Source organism: Caballeronia glathei (assembly GCF_000698595.1).
Classification (GTDB): domain Bacteria; phylum Pseudomonadota; class Gammaproteobacteria; order Burkholderiales; family Burkholderiaceae; genus Caballeronia; species Caballeronia glathei.
The window spans coordinates 169,259-189,066 of record NZ_JFHC01000004.1; the positions used below are offsets into that span (position 1 = coordinate 169,259).

A 19,808-nucleotide genomic window follows, 5' to 3' on the forward strand; every position below is an offset into this window, starting at 1 on the left:
TCACGGAAGCGAGCCGCTCCCGCCCGGTATACTTGCGCGACTCGCTGTCGGATTCGGCTAGTGCAGTTTGCACCCAAAAAGCATCCCGAGGTACCTGTCTTCATGCTGACGTCCCACATTACACGCTTCGTTACATTGGCCATCCGCCGCCCGGTGTGGGTCATCGCCGTTTCGCTGCTGCTCGGCGTGCTGAGCTCTATCTATGTCGTCCATAATTTCAAGATCAGCACCGATGTCAGCCAGCTGATCGAATCCGAGCCGGAATGGGCCGAGCGAAGTCATGCGCTCGACGAGGCCTTTCCGCAGCGCGGCGCGACGCTGCTCATCGTGGTCGAGGCGCCGGCGCCCGAATTCGCCGATGCCGCCGCAAACGAGCTAGCGGGCGCGCTCGCCAAGCGCACGGACATGTTCAAGTCGGTGGCGGAACCGTCCGGCGGCGACTTCTTCGAGCACAACGGGCTGCTCTACCTGCCGGCCGACAAGGTCGCGCAAACCACGCAGGAACTCGTCCAGGCACGGCCGCTCATCAACACCCTCGCGCACGATCCGACGCTCACCGGCCTCGCCCAGACGCTCAACACGAGCCTCAACCTGCCGCTGCAACTCGGCCAGGTGAGCCTCGGCCAGATGTCGAAGCTGCTCAACCAGAGCGCGACCGTCCTCGACCGCGTGCTCGCGAATCAGCCGGCGGCGTTCTCGTGGCGCAATCTCGCCGACTCCGCCCCCGCGAACGGGCCGGGACGCGCATTCGTCACCGTGCTGCCGATGCTCGACTTCAACGCGCTCGAAGCGGGCGCCAGCGCCTACGACGCGATCCGCGCGAGCGCCGAGGAACTCGGCCTCGCGCAGAAATACGGCGCGACGATCCGGCTGACGGGCGCGCAGCCGCTCGCCGACGACGAATTCGCCTCGGTCAAGGACGGCGCCGTGCTGAACGGCGTGCTCACGCTGCTCGTCGTGCTGATGATCCTCTGGGTCGCGCTGCGCTCGGGCAAGATGATCGGCGCGGTGCTGATCACGCTGTTGGTCGGGCTCGCGATCACCGCCGCGCTCGGCCTGATGATGGTCCACGCGCTCAACATGATCTCGGTCGCGTTCATGGTGCTGTTCGTCGGGCTCGGCGTCGATTTCGGCATCCAGTTCGGCGTGCGGTACCGCGAGGAGCGCTTCCGCCACCGGCGGCTCGACGTCGCGCTCGCCGAGACCGCGCGGCACGTCGCCGTGCCGCTCACGCTCGCCGCCGCCGCGACCGCCGCGAGCTTCTTCTCGTTCCTGCCGACCGCCTATCGCGGCGTCTCGGAGCTCGGCCTGATCGCGGGCGTCGGCATGTTCGTCGCGTACATCACCAACATGACGCTGCTGCCCGCGCTGCTGAAGGTCTTCGCGCCGGCGGGCGAAGCGGGCACGCCGGGCTTTCCGATGCTCGCGCCCCTCGACGATTTCCTCGACCGCAACCGCAAGCCGGTGCTGATCGCCACGCTGATCGTCGTGATCGGCGCGCTGCCGCTGCTCCTGAACCTGCGCTTCGACTTCAATCCGCTGCACCTGAAGGACCCGCACACCGAATCGATGGCGACGCTCCTCTCGCTGAAGGACTCGCCCGAAGCGGCCGTGAACGACGTCGCCGTGCTGGCGCCGACGCTCGCGGACGCCGAGCGCGCCGCGCAGAAGCTCGCCAGGCTGCCGGAAGTGGGCCGCGTGACGACCCTCGGCACGCTCATTCCCGACGATCAGCCGAAGAAGCTCGAACTGATCGCCGCCGCCGCCGCGCAACTGCTGCCCGCGCTCAACCAGCGGATCGCGTCGCCGGTGAGCGACGAAGTGCGCGTGGCGGCCCTGAAGCGCCTGTCGAACCAGCTGTCGCTCGCCGCCGACGAGCATCCCGGCCCCGGCGCGGCGGAGGCGAAGCATCTGTCGGAAACGCTCGCGAAGCTGGCCCGGGCCGACGCCGCCACGCGCGACCGCGCCGAGCACGCAATGTCCGATCCGCTGCGCATCGCGCTCGCGCAACTGCGCTCGCTGCTCCAGCCGTCGGAGATCACGCGCTACACGCTGCCGCAATCGATGGTGGACAACTGGCTGACGGCGGACGGCAAGGCGCTCGTCGAGGTGTCGCCGAAAGCGGCGCCGAACGGGGACGAAAACGACGACGACATGCTCGCCCGCTTCGCCGACGCCGTCCAGAAGGCCGAGCCCGGCGCGATCGGCGGCCCGATCTCGGTGCGGCATTCGGCGCAGACCATCATCACCGCGTTCGAGCACGCGGCCGTGTGGTCGCTGCTCGCCATCGCGGTGCTGCTGTGGATCACGCTGCGCCGTTTCGGCGACGTTCTCAGAACTTTGATACCTTTGCTCGTCTCCGCGATCGTCACGCTGGAACTGTGCGTCGTCTTCGACATGCCGCTCAACTTTGCGAACATCATCGCGCTGCCGCTGATGCTCGGGGTCGGCGTGGCGTTCAAGATCTATTTCGTGATGGCGTGGCGCTCGGGACAGACGGGGCTCCTGCAGTCGAGCCTCACGCACGCCGTCATGTTCAGCGCCGCGACGACCGCCACCGCATTCGGCAGCCTGTGGTTTTCGCATCATCCGGGAACATCCAGCATGGGGCGCCTGCTCGCGTTGTCCCTGCTGTGCACGCTGATCGGCGCGGTGGTTTTCCAGCCGGTGCTGATGGGCAAGCCGCGCCTGAAGAAGGCTCGCGCGGCGACGAGAGAGGGGCTGAAGGCGAGCCGCCGACACGACAACCTAAGAGGAATTGAAGAATGAAAACGGCTTTGGCTGCCGGTAACTTCCGGACGCTCGGGGTAAGCGTCGCGATGGCAGGCCTCCTGGCAACCGCCGGTTGCGCAACCGGCCCGGACCGCCGGCCCGGCGATCCGCTGGAACCGATGAACCGGGCGATCTTTTCGTTCAACGACGGCCTCGACAAGTACATCGCCCGTCCGGTCGCGCAGGCCTACGTGAACGTGACGCCAAGCCCGTTCCGCACGGCGGTCAGCAACTTCTTCTCCAATCTCGGCGACATCGGCAACTTCGCGAACAACCTGCTGCAGCTGAAGATCACCGATGCGACGCAGGATCTCGTGCGTTTCGCGTTCAATTCGACGTTCGGCATCGGCGGGCTGATCGACATCGCGTCGCAGGCGGGCCTGCCGAAGCACCATCAGGACTTCGGGCTGACGCTCGGGCACTACGGCGTGCCGTCGGGGCCGTATCTGGTCCTGCCGGTGTTCGGCCCGAGTTCCTTCCGCGACGCCACCAACTGGCTCGTCGCATTCCGTCTCGATCCGATCACCTACATGGATCCGGCCGTGCGCAACATCCTGTTCGGCGTGAATTTCGTCAGCGCACGGGCGGACCTGATCGGCGCGACGGACATCCTTTCGCAGGCGGCGCTCGACAAGTACGCGTTCGTGCGCGACGCCTACACGCAGCGCCGGCAATACCTGCTGACGGGCGGCACCGGCACGAGCCTGCCCGACTACGGCGACGACACCGGCGACGGCGCAGCCGCGCCGGAAGGCGCGAGCGCGCCGGGCGGCACGGGCGGCGGCAGCCAGGAGCAGGGCCTGCCGACCTACGACGATCCGGGTGCCGCGCCGTCCGGTCCGGCGCCTGCCACGCCGCCGGCGCCGGGCGCATCGCCCGGTGCGGCGCCGTCGCCCAGTTCGAGCGAGGGTGCGGGTTTGCCGAAGTACGAGGACCCGGCGCCTGCCGGGAAATAAGGGGGCGTCAGTCGAACGCCAGTGCCCGCGCCGTTCCGAGCGCGTGGCGCGCCTGAACGAGCGAGGTACGCGCGGCGCGGGCATCCGAGGCGAGCCGCAGCATCGCGGGCAGTTGCGAGGGCTCGCGCATCAGTTCACGCAGGATCGGCCCGATGGCCGTGTGGCCGTCGTCGCGCAGGCCCGCCGTCGCGGCGCTCGGCAGCGTGCGCCACGCCGGATCGACGATCGAGCGGCACACCGCGAACGGCAGCCCGCGTGCCGTCGCGATGGCGCCGGCAATATGCGATTCCATGTCGACGGCGAGCGCGCCCGTCGACGAATACAGCGAGCGCTTCTCCTGCTCGCTCGTCACCGGCGCGGTGACGCCGGCCATCGTGCCGCGGCGCGTGATGGCCGCGAGCGGCGTGCCGGCGAAGGCATCGACGATGCGGTTCGACCAGCCCGGGTCCGTCACGAGGCGGCCGAACGGCCCCGACACCGCGTCCGCGACGATCAGCGTGCCCGGCTCAAGCTCCGGCGCAAGCCCGCCCGCCGTCCCGAAACTCACGATGCCCGCGCAGCCGCGCGCCACCGCCTCGGAGAGCGCGCGCTCGAGCCAGTCGGCGCGCGCCGCGAACACGACAACCACGCCGCGCCCGCGCACGATCTTCGCCTCGAACGCCATGCCGGTGACGGCCACCACGGGCACACCCGCGGCACGGACGTCGCGGCCGTTCACATGCCCACCGTCACGCGCGAAACGTCGTCGCGCGTCATGTTGCGATAGCGCGTGAGCGCCCACAGCGGGAAGAACTTGCGATACCCGTGGTAGCGCAGATAGAAGACGCGCGGAAAGCCGGTCGCGGTGAAGCGGGCTTCGTCCCAGAGGCCGTGCGCGCGCTGGGTCGCCTGCAGGTAGGCGACGCCCCGCGCGACGGCCGGATGGTCGATCACGCCCGCCGCCATGAGCCCGAGCAGCGCCCAGGACGTCTGCGACGCCGTGCTCGGCGCCTGCTCGTAGCCGCGATAGTCGAGCTTGTAGCTCTCGCCGCCCTCGCCCCAGCCGCCGTCTTCGTTCTGGATGCTGATGAGCCATTCCGCCGCGCGGCGCACGCGCGCGTCGCTGGCAGGCAGCCCCGCCGCGTTCAGCGCACACAGCGCCGACCACGTGCCGTACACGTAATTCATGCCCCAGCGGCCGTACCAGCTTCCGTCGCGTTCCTGCGCGCGCAGGATGTAGTCGAGCGCGCGGCGGGCCGGCTCGCTGTTCGCGGGCGTCTCGCCGAGTTCCGCGAGCATCGAGAGACAGCGCGCCGAGACGTCGACGGTCGGCGGATCGAGCAGCGCGCCGTGGTCGGAGAACGGGATGCTGTTCAGGTGGTAATGCGTGTTTTCCGGCTCGAATGCGCCCCAGCCGCCGTCGCTGCTCTGCATGCCGACGACCCATTCGCGCGCCCGCGCGATCGCTTCCGTGTAGATCGCCGTGCCGTTTTCGCGGTCGGCGCGCTCCATCGCCATCGCGACCACCGCCGTATCGTCGACGTCCGGATAGTGCGGATTCGCGAACTGGAACGCCCAGCCGCCCGGCCGCACGTTAGGGCGGCGCGAGACCCAGTCGCCGCGCACATCCAGAATCTGCAGCGGACGCAGCCATTCCAGCCCGCGCGACACCGCCGCCCGCGCCTTCGGAAGGCCCGTTTCGAGCAGCGCGTGCGCCACGAGCGACGTATCCCACACCGGCGACAGGCACGGCTGGCAATATGCCTCGCCTTCCGGCGATTCGTCGATAACGAGCAGTTTCTCCAGCGAACGTCTTGCAATTGCACGGTTCGGGTGATCGGCGGGATAGCCGAGCACGTCGTACATCATCACGGAGTTCGCCATCGCCGGATAGATCGCGCCGAGACCGTCCTCGCCGTTCAGCCGCTCGTCGACGAAGCGCACCGCCTCGCGGATCGCGCGCTCGCGGCTGCGGCGCGGAAAGAGCCCGTCGACCGTGCGCAGCACCGAATCGACGCCGCGGAAGAACGCGAACCAGCCCTTGCTCTGATGCCCGGCGCGCGGCAGCAGCTCGGTGTTGACCGGCGCTTCGTTGAACAGCTCGTCGATGCGCACGCCGCGCGGGTTGCGCGCGATCGGGCGCTTCGCATTGAGCACGAGCATCGGCACGATGACCGTGCGCGCCCAGTACGACACCTTCGTGAGATGGAACGGGAACCACATCGGCAGCAGCATCATCTCGACGGGCATCATCGGCACCGCGCGCCACGGCATCGCGCCGAAGAGCGCGAGCTGCAGCCGCGTGAAGACGTTCGACTGCTCCGCGCCGCCCGCGGCGAGAATCGCGCGGCGGGCGCGCTGCATGTGCTCGGCGTCGGGAGAGTCGCCGATCATCTTCAGCGCGAAATACGCCTTGACGCTCGCGCTCACGTTCATCGCGCCTTCGGTGAAGAGCGGCCATCCGCCGTCTTCCAGCTGGATGCGGCGCAGATAGCGGCCGATCTTCGCTTCGAGCGTCAGGTCGGGCGTCTCGCCGAGGTAATGCACGAGCAGCACGTATTCGGCGGGAATCGTGGCGTCGGCTTCGAGTTCGTAGAGCCAGTAGCCGTCTGCGTGCTGCGCGGCGAGCAGCGCGTCGGCGGCTTTCGCGACCGAGGCGTCGAGCGCGGCGGCGGGCACCGGCCGGAAAAGGCCCGGGAGGGATGTATCGTTCATTCAGCGTTCCATCGATCGGTTCATCAGCTTGTCCGCGGCCTTCTGGCCGGAGCGGATCGAGCCCTCAATTGTCGCGGGCAGACCGGTGGCGGTCCAGTCGCCTGCAAGCATGAGATTCGGCCAGCGCGTGCGCGTGGCGGGGCGCAGGCTCTCCTGGCCTGGCAGGGCGGCAAACGTCGCACGTTGCTCGACGACGGTCTGCCACGTCGGCATGGCGCCGGCGGGCAGGCCCGTCACCCTTGCCACGTCCTGCCAGATAGTGTGCGCGAGTTCTTCCGGCGGCGCTCCGACGAAGCGGTCGGCGCCGCTCACCGTGGCCGACAGGCGGCCGTCGGAGGCGAACAGCCAGTCGGCGGTGCCGTAGAGAAGCCCCGTCATCGGCTCGAAACCGAGCGGCGGCTCCACGGCGAAATGCGCGGTCGCGACCGCGCGGAATTCGGTCGGCGCGACGAGCCCGGGCACAAGCGCGCGGGCGACGTCCGGCGGCACCGCAAGCACGACGCCGTCGCCCGGTGCGAGCGCGACAGGCCCGTCGCCGAAATCGAGCGAACTGACGCGCGCCTGCGAGTCCGTGCCCGACAGGCCGATGCCGCGAAGACGCGCCGCCAGCCGGATTTCCGCGCCGCCGTATTGCAGGAGCCGCAGCGCCGGCTCGACGAACGCGCGGCCGAGCCCGCTTTTCGCGATGAGCGGCCGGCACGCCTGGCCGCCCGCCACGAGCGTCTCGCGCAGCACATTGCCGGCAAGCACCGCCGAGCCCTCGGCCGGCTCGACGTTCAGCACCGTGCGCAGGAACGGGCGCGCGAGCGCGTCCCACACCCGGCCCTGCGCGCGCATCGTTTCGCCGACCGTGCGGCCGGGCTTCGCCCAGAGCAGCGGCGCGAGCGACAGATAATCGGCCGGCTGCGTGCCGGGCACGCGCGCGGCGGGATCGAAGATCCATTTCGGCAGCCGGCCCGATGACAGCCGCACGGTCCAGCGCGCGCTGTCTTTCAGGTCGAAGAACGGGTAATCGGGGAGCGTCGGGCCCGCCAGCTCGTCGGCGGCGCCGATCGCGCGGGCGTACCCGAGCGCGGCGTGGCTGCCGGAAAAGAGGACGTGATTGCCGTTGTCGATGGTCGCGTTGAGCTTGCTGTCGAAATACGAGCGGCAGCGCCCGCCCGCGTGCGGCTCGGCTTCGTGCAACACGACGCGCGCACCGCGCCGCTGCAGTTGAACCGCCGCGGCGAGTCCGGACAGGCCCGCGCCGACGACATGAACAAGCCGCGACATCAGAAAATGTTGCGCGCGACGATCCACAGCAGACGCGAGCGCGGCGTGCGGACCTTCGTGCGGGGCATATCGAAGCCGCGCCTGAGGTTCGCTTCGAGCACGCAGCGATAGGCGCCCGCCATGATGCGCGGCGCGCGCACCTGGGCGCGCGGCGACGCGGCCATGATCGCGTCGGACTGCGCGAAATGCCCTTTCGCACGCTCGGCGAGGACCGCGCACACGCGCGGCAGCCGTGCGTCCGCGACGATCGAGGCGGGATCGGTGGTGGAGATGCCTTCGCGCGACAGCAGCTCACGCGGCAGGTAGACGCGGCCGATGGCGGCGTCCTCGTCGATGTCGCGCAGGATGTTGGTCAGCTGCAGCGCGCGGCCCAGATGGTGCGCGAGGCGCCGTCCGGCGTCCTCGTGCATCCCGAATATCCTCACCGACAGCCGGCCGACCGCGCTCGCGACGCGGTCGCAATACGTGTCGAGCGTGGCTTCGTCGGGCGCGACGATATCGGCGGCGGCGTCCATTGCCATGCCGTCGATGACCGCGTGAAAGTCGTCGCGCGAGAGCTGGAACGCGTGGATATGGCGCGTCAGCGCTTCGAGCGACTTCTTCGGCGCCCCGGCGTAGCAGGCGTCGATGTCGGCGCGCCACTGCTCGAGCGCGACCGCGCGCTCGCGGCGCGGCAGCGTGCCTTCGTCGGCGATGTCGTCGACCGCGCGGCAGAACGCGTAGATCTGGTACATCGCGTCCCGCTGCGCAACCGGCAGGATGCGCATGGCGAGATAGAACGAGCTGCCCGACGTGACCTTGGCGGCATCGGGGGCGGGATCGCCGACGGTGAGATTGGAAACGGCCAAGACGGACTCCGCTGTGGCGCCCCCAAAGGGCAGATTAAGGGATCGGACGCTGGCTGTTACGACACGCAATCAACGAGGGGGCGAGGGAGAAGTTGCCTGGCAAACCAGCGCGCACCGGCCGAAACAGCGCCGGAAGCGGCGAAAAGTATATCAATGTTTGGCCGGACCTGCGCTTGAGCGCCGCGGCTGGCGGCTTTGGGGCCACATCCGCGCGGCGCGGCGGGCGGGCTCGCGGGCGTCAGACGAAGCCGATCGAGCGGTTTCTGCCCTGCCGTTTCGCGCTGTAGAGCGCGGCGTCGGCTTCGTTGATCAGCGCCTCGTACGACGACGTCAGGCCCTTGCGCGCCTGCGCGCCGCCGAAACTCGCGGTCACCGGCACGCGCGTGCCCTGCACGTCGATCGGCGTCTCGCAGATCGCGCGGCGCACCTTTTCGGCGACGATCATCGCGTCGGAGAAGCCCGTGCACGGCAGGAGCAGCGCGAATTCCTCGCCGCCGAAGCGCCCGAACACGTCCTGCACGCGCACGCCGCGCGCGACGCGCTCCGCCATCACGCGCAGCACCGTATCGCCGACCAGATGGCCGAATTCGTCGTTGATGCGCTTGAAATGGTCGAGATCGAACAAGAGCATCGACAGTTCGCCGCCGTAGCGCTGCCAGCGCGCGAATTCGTCGGCGAGCCGCAACTCGAAATAACGGCGGTTCGCGATGCCCGTCAGGCCGTCGCGGTCCGCGTATTCCTGCAGCTTTGCCACCGCTTCGTCGCGGGCGCGCTGCATCATGCTCGCGTGCGTGACGTCGGAAATCGTGACGCAGACGGCCATGACCTCGCGCTCGCGCGTGAGCGGCATGAACGTGCAGTCCTGCTGCATGAAGTCGACGCCGCCCGTGATCGGCCGGTCGTGGTCGAACTTGAAGAGGTACGGGCGCTGCTCCCACGAGCTGAACGCGAAGCTGCCCAGCTGGAACACGCTCTCGACCTTGCGCGTGAGCCACACGCGCGGCAGTTCCGGAAAGCTCATGAAAATCGGCTTGCCGATCACCTGTTCGGCCGTCTTGCCGCTGTGGTCCTGCATGAAACGGTTCCACATCACGACATTGAGGTCGCGGTCCAGCACGAAAATGCCGAAGCCGACCCGCTCGACGACCAGCTCGCTCAGAACATGCCGAAGCTCGTTCATAGACGGGAGAGCAGCGCGTCGAGCGCTTCGTTCATGTGCAGGATCGACTCCTCCGCCATCAGCATGACGAGGTGGGCGCGAAAACTGTGGTCCTCCAGCGCGAAATTCACTTCCAGCAGCAGCGCGGTCTTCCACGCGAGCGTGGCCGGCTGGAACACGTCGCCAAGCGGCATGCTCATGCCGAGCATGCCCGGCGGCGAAAAGATCGGCGCGCGGCCGAGACAGTCGAAGATGCACGAGACGCACGCGCCCATCAGCACGGTGGCGACGTCGAAGATGAGCTCGGTCTGGGTGGTCGTCTCGTAGGTGGACTTGGTATACGGATCGTTGACGAGCGCGCACAGCTGGCCGACGCTGCCGCTTCGGCACAGCACGATGGCCTCGCCCTTGATGTCGGAGCGAAAGCCCTGGCGCACGGCCGTGACCGTCTCGGTGATGCCGGTCATCGCGCGCAGCGTCTCGGACGCCTCGGCGACGCCCACCACCTTCACGCGCGGCACCGAGAGCTCGATGAACGTGCCGAGCAGTTTGGAAAGGCGCGTGGCCGCCTGGCCCATTGCCATGTTGGCGACTTCCTGCAGCGCATCGCGCTGGTCTTCGTTCAGGGCTGGCTCAGACATGGAGACCGAACTCCTTCAGGACAGGCCGCACCGCCTCGGGCGTGATGGGCTTCGGCAGGAAGGCAACGGCGCCGAGCGCGCGCACGCGTTCCTGCGCCATCGGCTGGACGTCCGCCGACACCACGATCACAAACGTATTCAGGTCCTCGTGCTGGAGGGCGTCGAGCACCTGGTAGCCGTTCATGTCCGGCATCGTGAGGTCGAGGAACATGACGGCCGCGCGGCCCGCCCGGTAGAGCTCGAGCGCCTCGCGGCCGTTGGTCGCATATGAGATCTCGACGTCCCAGTCCTCGGGCAGCGCGCGCGTCAGCACCTTGCGCGCGAGCAGGGAATCGTCGGCAATAACAATCGGCAGAGGCATGGTCGGCGGGATCGATAAACGGTTTTATCTGACTCGGGCGTTCCAGCGTCCTCCTTGCGAAGGCGCAAACCGCACACGAGCCGCATTTCTTTACTTGATCGATTGAAAACGCGTCGATCGCTCGCCTAAAAATGCACCGGAAACGCGGATAAAGGCCGGCCCGGCCGAGGAGGCACCACCTGCGACGGCACGAGCGGCTCCTGCCGGCCGTGCGGATTGACGCGCCCCTGCGCGACGTACAACGCGGACCGCCGCATGCGCGCGTAGGCGCGCCATGCGGCGGGCGTGCGCGGCGTGGTCGGCGCGCGCGCAGCAATGACGGTTTCGTTCGGCATCATGGAAGCCAGTCCCGTGCAGAATCCGGCCATTCGGCCCGGATCATTTCTAGTTTTCCTTTACGCTCTCGCGTGGCCTGGCGGCTTGTCGCCGCTTCTCGCCGTACTTCCCCGGAAACGAAGCGCAAGGTCTCTAATGCTCTCCGGCTACGCCTCTTCGGGCACATGCCATCAGACGATTCAATTGTCCGGCCAAAAGGATGTCAAAGCAACTCATCAAAACGGCTTCATCACGCCAAACTCATCAAAAATATGCATCGATGAGTGGTTTTCGCTCAGGCCCTTCATCCTGCAAATCGCTCGTTCTTTTGTGTACGTTTGCGCTTCCGGAATTCTCGCTGTTTTTGCCTTTTTAATCGGATATTCGAAAGCCGGTCGATTAAAGCTTCGATTTTTTCGGCACGTTTTGTGCGTAAAGTTATTGTTTTGAACGAATAAGGGTTTTTGTTTCAAAATCGCCGCGCCCAAACGTTTGCCGCAGTTCGCGGCGTTTTGCCACGCGCGCCGATAAATTCCGTTTAAGATGATTCGCCGCACTCCCAAGGTTTTCTTATTCATTCGATGACGCCGCAACGTGACGAGGCCGACGCCGGGCCTGCCACCGAAGAGTGGCAGGACGATCCGCCGTTTCCGGTGGTGCCCGAGCGCAACTTCGCGGCCCAGCGGCTGACGCTTTACGCGCTGCTGATTGCGGCCATCGTGCTGCCTTGCGTCTACGTCGTCGTCACGGGCTTCACCGATTTCCACGCCCGCGAAGCCGACGCCACCGCGGTCGCCACCCGCAACGCGCGGGTCGCCGAGGAGCACGCGCTCAAGGTCTTCGACATGAACGTGACGCTCATCGAGCGCGTGGTCGATCTGCTCGACGGCTTCGACGACGACGCCATCCGCGGCGACGACGCCGCAATTCACCACAAGCTGAAGGCGATGGGCGGCGGCTATCCGCAAGTGGCGTCGGTGTCGGTGTTCGGCGCCGACGGCCGGCTCGTCGCGACGAGCCGCGCCTTTCCGACCCCCGACCTGTCGGTCGCGACCCGCGAGGACTTCGCCGGGCTGCGCGGGGGCCAGTCGATCGAACAGGTGTCGCGGGTGATGCAGGGCCGCATCGCGGGCGAGACGGTCTTCAACACCGCGGTCGCGCGGCGCGCGCCGGACGGCGAGTTCGCCGGCATGGTGTCGATCGCGCTGCGCCCCGCCTACTTCGGCGCGTTCTACCGCGAACTGCTCGGCGACCAGCCGACCGTCTCGCTCGGCCTCACGCGCGCCGACGGCGAAGTGCTTGCGTGGTATCCGCCGCGCCCCGCCGGACGCCCGGCGCTCGCCGCCAGTTCGCCGCTGCGCGCGGTGTACCGCGAAGGCGCGCGCAGCGGCGTGGTGCAGATGCGCTCCGGCCTCGACGACGAGATGAAGATCGTCGCGTACCGGCGCATCGGCAACTATCCGGTGTACGTGTCGAGCGGCTATCCGATCTCGACGATCTGGGCCGCGTGGTACCGGCACATGGGCGTGCTCGCGCTCTCGCTGTTCGCGCCGTGCGTCGTGTTGTGGGGCGTGATCTGGCTGTCGCTGCGGCGCCTCGCCACCGAAGAGGAGGCGTGGGAACGCTGGCAGGCGGAAGCGTCGATGCGGCGCTCGATCGAATCCGCCTACCGGCAGGCGCGCAAGATGGAGGCGCTCGGCAATCTCGTCGGCAGCGTCGCGCACGATTTCAACAACCTGCTGATGATCGTCTCGGCCAACGTGCAGATCGCGCGGCGGCGCGGCGCGCTCGGCCTCGACCGCGAACTCGCCGCGATGGAGCGCGCGTTGAAGAGCGGCCAGTCGCTCACGCGCCAGCTGCTCGGCGTCGCGCGCAAACAGCCGCTGCGCAGCGAGACCATCGCGATCGGCAAATGGGTGCCGGCCGGGCGCGAGTTGCTGCGGGCGTCGCTTGGCGCCAAGGTGGCGCTCAACCTGGAAGTCGCGCTCGACGTGTGGCCGGTCCGCGTGGACCCGGCCGAACTGGAACTCGCGCTCATCAACGTCGCCGTGAACGCGCGCGACGCGATGCCGAACGGCGGCACGTTCACGGTCAGCGCGGACAACATCCGCTTTCGCCACGAAGACGGCTTCCCGATCACCGGCGACTTCGTGCAGCTCACGCTGGAGGACACCGGCGCCGGCATGAGTTCCGACGTCCTTGGCCGCGCGTTCGAGCCGCTTTTTACGACCAAGCCGAAAGGCATGGGCACCGGTCTCGGCCTGCCGCAGGTCTTCGCGTTCTGCGAGCGCGCGGGCGGGCTCGCGACCATCGACAGCGCGATCGGCGCGGGGACATCGGTGCGGCTCTATCTGCCGCGCGCGGGTGCGGCGGACCTGCCGGGCGCGGCCGTCGCGAGCGAACCGGCCGCGCCGTGCGAGTCGCAGGGACTGCGCGTGCTGCTCGTCGAAGACAACGAGGAAGTCGCGGCGGGCACCGAAGCGCTGCTCACGATGATGGGCCACCGCGTCACCTACGTCTTCAACGCCGACGCCGCGATCACGGTGCTGGAGGCCGCCCGCGACGCCCTGCCCGCGCACGGCGCCGGTTTCCCTTTCGATGTCGTGCTCTCGGACATCCACATGCCCGGGCGGCTGAACGGCATCGATCTGGCGGAAGTGCTCCAGACTTTCGAGCCGCACGTGCCGGTGATTCTCGTCACCGGCTACGCGGAGGAACTGGACCGTGCGCGCCACGTCGACGCGCGGGTGCTCTCGAAGCCGTTCGACATCGCGCTGCTCGACTCGCTGCTCCAGGCGATCCGCAAGGACGCGAAGGCCGTGATGGCGGCGGACAGCAGCCGCGACGCGACGCGTCCGGCCGGCCGCGAGACCGGCAGCCCCGCTTGACTGAACGTCCGGCCCTGTTCTCCTCTGCCCGCCCTTTTCTACCGGTTTTGTAAAACCGCGCATTTTTCGCATACCCGCGCACGCCGTTTCACGCACCCGACGGCGCGCTGCGCGCACCCGGCACGCGAGTTGCGTATGCCTTCCGGCATGCGCCGCACCACTTCGAGCGTGCTGCGCCCCGACATCGGACCATCGGCAGGAGGCACACATGCGACACACCGTCATCGGAATTTTCGATACCTTTTCACAGGCCGAGGGCGCGCGCACCGCACTCGTCGCCGCCGGATTCCTGCATTCCGCGATCGAGCTGCAGGCGAATCCGAAACGCGACGACGCCGCAGAACCGGTCTCAGCCCCCGACGACCCCGCGCACGCCGAGCCGGGCATCCTCGCGAATATCGAGCGGTTCTTCAGCATGCTCTTCGGCGGCCGCGAGCCGCCGCCCGAAGTGGCGCATTACTCCGAAGCCGTGAGGCGCGGCGCCGTGCTGGTCGCCGTGGACACGGACACCGAAGCCCAGGCCGACGTCGCGCGCACGACGCTCACCAGCCAGGGCGCGATCGACATCGACGAACGCGCGGCGAGCTGGGGCACGCTCGGGCTTTCGACCTCGCGGTCGGCGTCCGACAATCGCGATCATTCGATTCTCGACGAACTGGGCCTTGGCCGGGGCAGCGGCGTGCCGGGAACCGGTCCGGTGAATGCGCCCGCGCAGGACGTGAGCCGCGCCCGTGCGTATCCACGGGCCGATGTCGGCGATCCGGCGCTCGACCCGCTTGCGCCGCGCGATCCCGCGACGGTGGCGCCGCGCGACACCTTCACCGGCAATCCCGCCGACCCGCTCTCCCGCGATCCGCTGATGGAGCGCGATGTTCCGGGCACACGCGCCGCGGCCATGCCGCCTGACACGTTCGAGCGTAGCGCGCTGTCGGAACGCGACGCCCTCGCAGGCCGCGATCCGCTCGCGCCGCTCGACGAGCCGCCAGCCCCGCACATGGACGTGAAGCCGGATACCCTCGTGCGCGATCCGCTCGCAGGCCGCGACCCGGTCACGGGCCGCGATCCGCTCGCCGAACGCGGCCGGCCCGCCGAGGACGACCCGCTCGCGCCGCATGATCCGCTGCCGGACATGCGAACGGATTCGGCGCGCGGCTGGCGCCCGGTCGATCCTCTCGCCTCGCTTGCGGATTCCGAAGCCGCGTCCGACGCGTCGCGCGTGGCGGCATCCGGTTCGCAGCCCGCAGGCCCGCAGTCGATCCCGGACGAGTACATGGAATATGAAGATGATTTCCGCAGCGACTATCAGTCGAACTATTCCGCGACCGGATTGCCGTACGAGGACTACGAAGGCGCGTACCGATACGGCGCGACGCTCGGCAACGACGACCGGTATCGCAGCCGCAAGTGGGACGAACAGATGGAATATGAACTGCGCCGCGAATGGCAGGGCCGGCATCCCGAAGGACTCGACACCTGGGACCGCTTCAAGGCCGCGATACGTCACGGCTGGGATCGCGTGACGGGCCACCACCACGTCTGATGCATCGCTGACCGGTGCATCGCTCAAGGCCAACGGCCCGCGAAAGCGGGCCGTTGGCTTTTCTGTCCGGACAATCCTGCGCCTACACCGCCGCGTGGTCCTTCACCCAGGCGACGTACTTGTCCATGAAGCCTTGCAGATATTTACGGGTGTCTTCGCTGACGATCTTGCCGCTCGAATCGATGCGCGATTCGTCGTGCTTGATGAACATTTCCGGCTGGCCGAGCAGCGGAATGTCGAGATAGGCGCACACGCCGCGCAGATGCGACTGCGCGATGGCCGTGCCGATCGCGCCCACCGACGTTCCGATCACGGCGCCCGGCTTGCCGCCCCATGCGCTTTGTCCCCACGGCCGCGAACCCCAGTCGATCGCGTTCTTCAGCACGCCGGGCATCGAGCGGTTGTACTCGGGGGTGACGAAAAGCAGCGCGTTGGCCTCGGACAGCTTTTGCTTCAGCGTGCGTGCAGATTCGGGGAAGTCCGCATCGTAGTCCTGGCTGTAGAGCGGCAGGTTGCCGATCTCCAGAAACTCGAACGAGAAATCGCTAGGTGCGAGCGAAATGAGCGCATGCGCGAGTTGCTTGTTGAAAGAGTCACGACGCAGGCTCCCGACGACAACCGCAACTTTGTAGGCCATGGTTTGTTCCCGTGAAGAAATATATCGATGAGTGAAACAGGGCACGACAACGACTGCTGGGACATTCAACCGCACATCATAGGCCGTTGCCGCAGACGCTGCCACGCACGGCGCGCCGCCCTTTGCGCAGCGCAGGCCCGACTTTGCGCAGCGCAGGCCCGACCCGGCGCGGGGCGCCGCCCCGCGCCATTCGGCCGGCTGTTTCCACATGGTTGTCCACAGAAATTGTGGATAACTTGGCGAGATTTCGGCGTCGAGTTTAGTTGGCCGCCGATAAACAAAGAGGGCGCCGGATGGCGCCCTCTTTTGTGATCGAATTCCGATCGGTGCTGCCGCTTACTGGCCGAAGAACACGTTGCATTGCGACGGCGGGCCCTGGCACGTCGACGTCTGCGATTCGGCGGCTTGAGCGCCACCGACCACGGCGAAGAAGGCAACCGATGCGATCAGTGCGGAAAGAATGCGTTTCATGGGGCGGCTCCGTAATGTTTGCGCGATCACGTTTGATCGATGAAGCAAGCTTAACTATGGAGCGTTCGCAGAAACATCCCACTACCAGGAATTAATTCTTACCGGGAGCGCAATAATACCCGCCATCGAAATCCAGACTCGCCCATCAGCGCCGATTCAGGACATTTTATTTCCGCATTAACCCTTAACTTAATGCTGGATACCCGCGTGGGCATGCCAGCATTAGTCCACCATCAGCAACAATCAATTAGCCCAATCACTATCAATCTCTCATAGTTTATCTCCTAAACTGCACTCATCAGCGGTCAACGTCGCCGCTTTCGAAATGCAGCAACAGGAGGTTTTCAAATGAAAAATGCACTCATCAGCGGCCTGATCGTGTCGGCGGTCGTGGCAGCCGCGCCCGCTTTCGCGGACGACGCCGCACCCTATTCCGCCCCGCAGACGCAGAGCGTCGCGCAAGCCGCGCCGTATGGCGCCAAGACACGCGCCGAGGTCAGGGCGGAACTGGCCGAGGCGCGCCGCAACGGCGATCTGGAGCCGGTCAACGAGCTGACGTATCCGCAACTGCTGCCGTATCAGGCGCGTCATGCGGAACTGGCGGCGAGTCGCGCGACGCTATCGCGCGTCGCGGCGAACGGCGCAGAAACGGCCGACTAACTAGCCAATACGCGGCGCAACAGCTTTCCCCGACAGGCTTCCCGCATTCAGCCCGACATTTGCGAAGGCAAGTCAAGCAGGCCTCCTCCACCCTCGACCGAAGGTGGCTTCACCCGGCGCTTCAGGCCGGGTTTTTTTCGTCTGCCGCTTTCATGATCCGCGTCACAGCAGCACCGCGAGACAGAACGTCACCGTGACGAGCGAGACCAGCGTGGAGAAGAGAATCGCTGCCGACGTCACCGCCGCCTCCCGCCGATAAAACTCCGCCAACATGAACGGGCCGGTGCCCGTCGGCAGCGCGCTCAGGATGACCGCCGTCTTCGCCCACAACGGCGGCAGGTCGAACACATGAAACGCAAGCCACCACGTGAGCAACGGCTGCACGACGAGCTTAAGCGCGACCAGCGCGCTCGCCGTCCTCGCGTCGCGTGCCTTCGCCTTCTCGCCGAGAAAGAGACCGAGCGCGACCAGCGCGCAGGGGCTCGCCGCGCCGCCGAGCAGCTTGAGGAACACCTCCGCGCCGCCGGACACATGCAGTCCCGCGCCGCTCCATAACGCGCCGGCAAGCGGCGCGATGAGCAGCGGATTCGTGATCAGCGACTTCGCGACCCTGCCCATCGTCGCGCCGATGTGCTTCTCCGTTTGCAGGCCGAGTTCGATCACCACGATCGCCATCGCGAACAGAACGCATACGGTCATGATCGTCGCGATGACGGCGGGCGCGAGACTCGCCTGGCCGAACGCGAGCAGGCAGAGCGGCAAGCCCACGAAGCCCGTGTTCGGATAGGCGGCGTTGAGTCCGTCGATGCTGGCATCGGCGAGATGGCGCGACTGCCAGAGCCGCACGAGAAGCGTCGCAAGATAGACCGCGCCCGAGCCGATGCCGAACACCGCGATGAACCCGGGCTGGTCGAGCATGCTCCATGGCGTCTTCGCCATGATGTCGAAGAGAAGCGCGGGCAGCGCGAGATAGACGACGAAGCGGTTCAGTTCCGACGACGCGTTCGGCCCGAGCTTGTTCGTCTTGCGGCCCGCATAGCCCGCGAAGATCAGACCGAAGACGGGCAGGATGATGGTGAGAAGCGGCGTGAAAATCGACGAGACCAGCGATGACATGAGAAGCGGGAGCGAGAGGGATTCGTACGAGCAGGTGCGCAAGGATACCGCCTGAAGTCGTTCGCGGCAGTCAGCCAAACGCAAAGGTGAGACGTTTCGGGACGCGCGGCAGGGTGAGCGGCGATGCGCGTCGAAAGCTCACGATTCATGGATGACCAGTATGGCTAAGCTTTCTTGCAGGGCGTGAACAGTATCGTGCAAGCCTTTGTTCCATAAGGGTTTGTGCCGAATCGACAGGCGTGCGGCCTGGCACGCAGACGCACCGCATCGTGTTCGTCGCGATGCAGGCATGCGCATGCGCAATGCCACGAAAACGCTTCAGGTGAGGGAATACGGGACCGGTGAAATGCACGCCTCGAACGGCACGTTCGCATGCGCTAGAGCATGCGCCGCTACTTCGGCCGATGTCCGCAAACCCAGTCGCATCAAGGGTTTGCGCGATTGATGAAGCACCGCGAGATCAACCGTGAGCGCGATCGCGCATGCGCCGGGCAAGCGCAAAGGTGAGGGTTTGCGGGATCGCGCGGAACGGCGCTTGCTGGGTTCACGTCTTCCGCCACCACGCAAGAGCGCAACGATGAACATCAAACGATCCTGGACATATGGCGCCGCCGCGCTTGTCGTCGCCGGCGGGCTTGGGGTGCTTGCCGCGTGCGCATCGCAAGGCAGCGGACGAAGCGGCAACGCGAAGGTGCCGCAGCCGGCAAAGGCCGTCGATCTCGATCGCTACATGGGCCGCTGGTATGAGCTTGCGCGTTACGAGAACCGCTTCGAGCGCGGCTGCGAAGCCGTGAGCGCCGACTACGCGATTCGCGGCGACGGCCTTGTCTCGGTGGTCAACGCGTGCAGGGAAGGCGGATTGTCCGGACCGTTCAGGTCATCGGAAGGACGCGCGAAGATCGTTCCCGATTCGGGCAACGCGAAGCTGAAGGTGTCGTTCTTCGGGCCGTTCTATATCGGCGACTACTGGGTGCTCGATCGTGCCGACGACTACACGTGGTCGATCGTCGGGGAGCCGGGCGGCCGCTATCTGTGGATCCTGACGCGCGACGCGAAGCCGTCGGCCGATGAACGCAAGGCACTCTTCGAGCGCGCGCGCAGCCTGGGCTACGACGTCACGATGCTGCGCGAAACGCAGCACGAGTGAGCGCCGGTCACCCTTCGATCAGGAAGCGCTCCTTGTTCTTGCCTGCGAGCCAGGCCGGTGTTCGTCCGCGGCCGCTCCACGTTTCGCCGGTCTTCGGATTGCGATATTTCGCCGGGAGCGCAGCCTTCTTCGCCGCCTTCGGGCGCACCGTGCGAAAGCCGAGTTCCTCGGCGGTCAGCCCGTACTCCGCGATCTTCGCCTTGATCTCGGCGATCGCATCGGCAACTTCCTTCTCGCGCGCCGCCGCGACTTCGGACTGGAGTTTTTCGAGTTGCGCGGTCAGTTGCTTGTAGGTCGCCATGAACGTGCTCCGTAAAATTCGCTTGCGGTA

Annotated in this window: 19 protein-coding genes; 6 read left to right on the plus strand and 13 right to left on the minus strand. The window is 67.0% G+C overall.

All coding sequences use genetic code 11. The annotated features are described in order from the left end of the window. Positions 1 to 102 precede the first annotated feature (102 nt). Both hpnN and BG61_RS05235 read left to right on the plus strand, forming a co-directional pair. Positions 103 to 2,769 (plus strand): hopanoid transporter HpnN, encoded by a 2,667-nt coding sequence (gene hpnN / locus BG61_RS05230; RefSeq protein WP_035929158.1) that lies wholly within the window; start codon positions 103 to 105, stop codon positions 2,767 to 2,769. After that, positions 2,766 to 3,728: an MlaA family lipoprotein gene (locus tag BG61_RS05235; protein WP_035929161.1), complete on the plus strand. Its 963-nt coding sequence runs from the start codon at positions 2,766 to 2,768 to the stop codon at positions 3,726 to 3,728. Before hpnN ends, BG61_RS05235 begins: the two co-directional genes overlap by 4 nt. Before the next feature lie 7 nt (positions 3,729 to 3,735). On the opposite strand, the gene BG61_RS05240 is transcribed toward BG61_RS05235, so the two are convergent. The 9 genes from BG61_RS05240 to BG61_RS41755 all read right to left on the minus strand — a co-directional run bounded on the left by BG61_RS05240 (position 3,736) and on the right by BG61_RS41755 (position 11,596). Next, positions 3,736 to 4,446 carry a phosphorylase gene (locus BG61_RS05240; protein ID WP_035929162.1) on the minus strand — a complete coding sequence of 237 codons (711 nt, stop codon included), beginning with the start codon at positions 4,444 to 4,446 and terminating at the stop codon, positions 3,736 to 3,738. Continuing rightward, positions 4,443 to 6,422, minus strand: coding sequence for a squalene--hopene cyclase (gene shc / locus BG61_RS41745; RefSeq protein WP_035929165.1), 1,980 nt, complete (start codon positions 6,420 to 6,422; stop codon positions 4,443 to 4,445). The genes BG61_RS05240 and shc overlap by 4 nt, the downstream gene beginning before the upstream one ends. Further along, positions 6,423 to 7,694, minus strand: coding sequence for a hydroxysqualene dehydroxylase HpnE (gene hpnE, locus BG61_RS41750; protein ID WP_035929168.1), 1,272 nt, complete (start codon positions 7,692 to 7,694; stop codon positions 6,423 to 6,425). Further along, positions 7,694 to 8,542, minus strand: a complete 849-nt coding sequence (gene hpnD, locus BG61_RS05255) for a presqualene diphosphate synthase HpnD (RefSeq protein WP_035929171.1) — start codon at positions 8,540 to 8,542, stop codon at positions 7,694 to 7,696. Before hpnD ends, hpnE begins: the two co-directional genes overlap by 1 nt. Before the next feature lie 238 nt (positions 8,543 to 8,780). Beyond that, on the minus strand, positions 8,781 to 9,722 hold the full coding sequence (locus BG61_RS05260; RefSeq protein ID WP_035929174.1) for a sensor domain-containing diguanylate cyclase: 942 nt from the start codon (positions 9,720 to 9,722) through the stop codon (positions 8,781 to 8,783). Then, a complete protein-coding gene (locus BG61_RS05265; protein ID WP_035929178.1) occupies positions 9,719 to 10,342 on the minus strand; it encodes a chemotaxis protein CheC in 624 nt (207 codons plus the stop codon). The genes BG61_RS05260 and BG61_RS05265 overlap by 4 nt, the downstream gene beginning before the upstream one ends. After that, a complete protein-coding gene (locus BG61_RS05270) occupies positions 10,335 to 10,703 on the minus strand; it encodes a response regulator (RefSeq protein ID WP_035929182.1) in 369 nt (122 codons plus the stop codon). Before BG61_RS05270 ends, BG61_RS05265 begins: the two co-directional genes overlap by 8 nt. 125 nt (positions 10,704 to 10,828) lie before the next feature. Further along, positions 10,829 to 11,041: a hypothetical protein gene (locus BG61_RS05275; protein WP_035929185.1), complete on the minus strand. Its 213-nt coding sequence runs from the start codon at positions 11,039 to 11,041 to the stop codon at positions 10,829 to 10,831. Between the two features lie 213 nt (positions 11,042 to 11,254). Then, the gene (locus BG61_RS41755; RefSeq protein ID WP_129572102.1) at positions 11,255 to 11,596 is read right to left on the minus strand and encodes a hypothetical protein; all 342 of its coding nucleotides are present in this window, start codon (positions 11,594 to 11,596) and stop codon (positions 11,255 to 11,257) included. A 3-nt stretch (positions 11,597 to 11,599) separates the two neighbouring features. Between BG61_RS41755 and BG61_RS05280 the strand changes: the two genes are divergently transcribed. Both BG61_RS05280 and BG61_RS05285 read left to right on the plus strand, forming a co-directional pair. Then, on the plus strand, positions 11,600 to 13,906 hold the full coding sequence (locus BG61_RS05280; protein WP_051672287.1) for a hybrid sensor histidine kinase/response regulator: 2,307 nt from the start codon (positions 11,600 to 11,602) through the stop codon (positions 13,904 to 13,906). Positions 13,907 to 14,114: 208 nt separating this feature from the next. After that, entirely contained in the window at positions 14,115 to 15,446 is a 1,332-nt protein-coding gene (locus BG61_RS05285) for a hypothetical protein (RefSeq protein WP_035929187.1), read from the plus strand. A gap of 82 nt (positions 15,447 to 15,528) precedes the next feature. Here the strand turns inward: BG61_RS05285 and BG61_RS05290 are convergent, their stop codons facing one another. Next, complete coding sequence (locus tag BG61_RS05290; protein ID WP_035929190.1) at positions 15,529 to 16,083, minus strand: NADPH-dependent FMN reductase; 555 nt, start codon at positions 16,081 to 16,083, stop codon at positions 15,529 to 15,531. Positions 16,084 to 16,419: 336 nt separating this feature from the next. Further along, positions 16,420 to 16,554 carry a hypothetical protein gene (locus BG61_RS44620; protein WP_267908556.1) on the minus strand — a complete coding sequence of 45 codons (135 nt, stop codon included), beginning with the start codon at positions 16,552 to 16,554 and terminating at the stop codon, positions 16,420 to 16,422. 348 nt (positions 16,555 to 16,902) lie between these two features. Here BG61_RS44620 and BG61_RS05295 point away from each other — a divergent pair, with 348 nt between their 5' ends. Next, on the plus strand, positions 16,903 to 17,214 hold the full coding sequence (locus BG61_RS05295) for a DUF4148 domain-containing protein (RefSeq protein WP_051672288.1): 312 nt from the start codon (positions 16,903 to 16,905) through the stop codon (positions 17,212 to 17,214). A 162-nt stretch (positions 17,215 to 17,376) separates the two neighbouring features. Here BG61_RS05295 and BG61_RS05300 read toward each other — a convergent pair whose 3' ends face one another. Continuing rightward, positions 17,377 to 18,330, minus strand: coding sequence for an AEC family transporter (locus BG61_RS05300; protein WP_051672300.1), 954 nt, complete (start codon positions 18,328 to 18,330; stop codon positions 17,377 to 17,379). Positions 18,331 to 18,907: 577 nt separating this feature from the next. Here BG61_RS05300 and BG61_RS05305 point away from each other — a divergent pair. Next, entirely contained in the window at positions 18,908 to 19,477 is a 570-nt protein-coding gene (locus BG61_RS05305; protein WP_035929193.1) for a lipocalin family protein, read from the plus strand. A gap of 7 nt (positions 19,478 to 19,484) precedes the next feature. Here the strand turns inward: BG61_RS05305 and BG61_RS05310 are convergent, their stop codons facing one another. Further along, the gene (locus tag BG61_RS05310; protein WP_035929196.1) at positions 19,485 to 19,778 is read right to left on the minus strand and encodes an H-NS histone family protein; all 294 of its coding nucleotides are present in this window, start codon (positions 19,776 to 19,778) and stop codon (positions 19,485 to 19,487) included. Positions 19,779 to 19,808 lie beyond the last annotated feature (30 nt).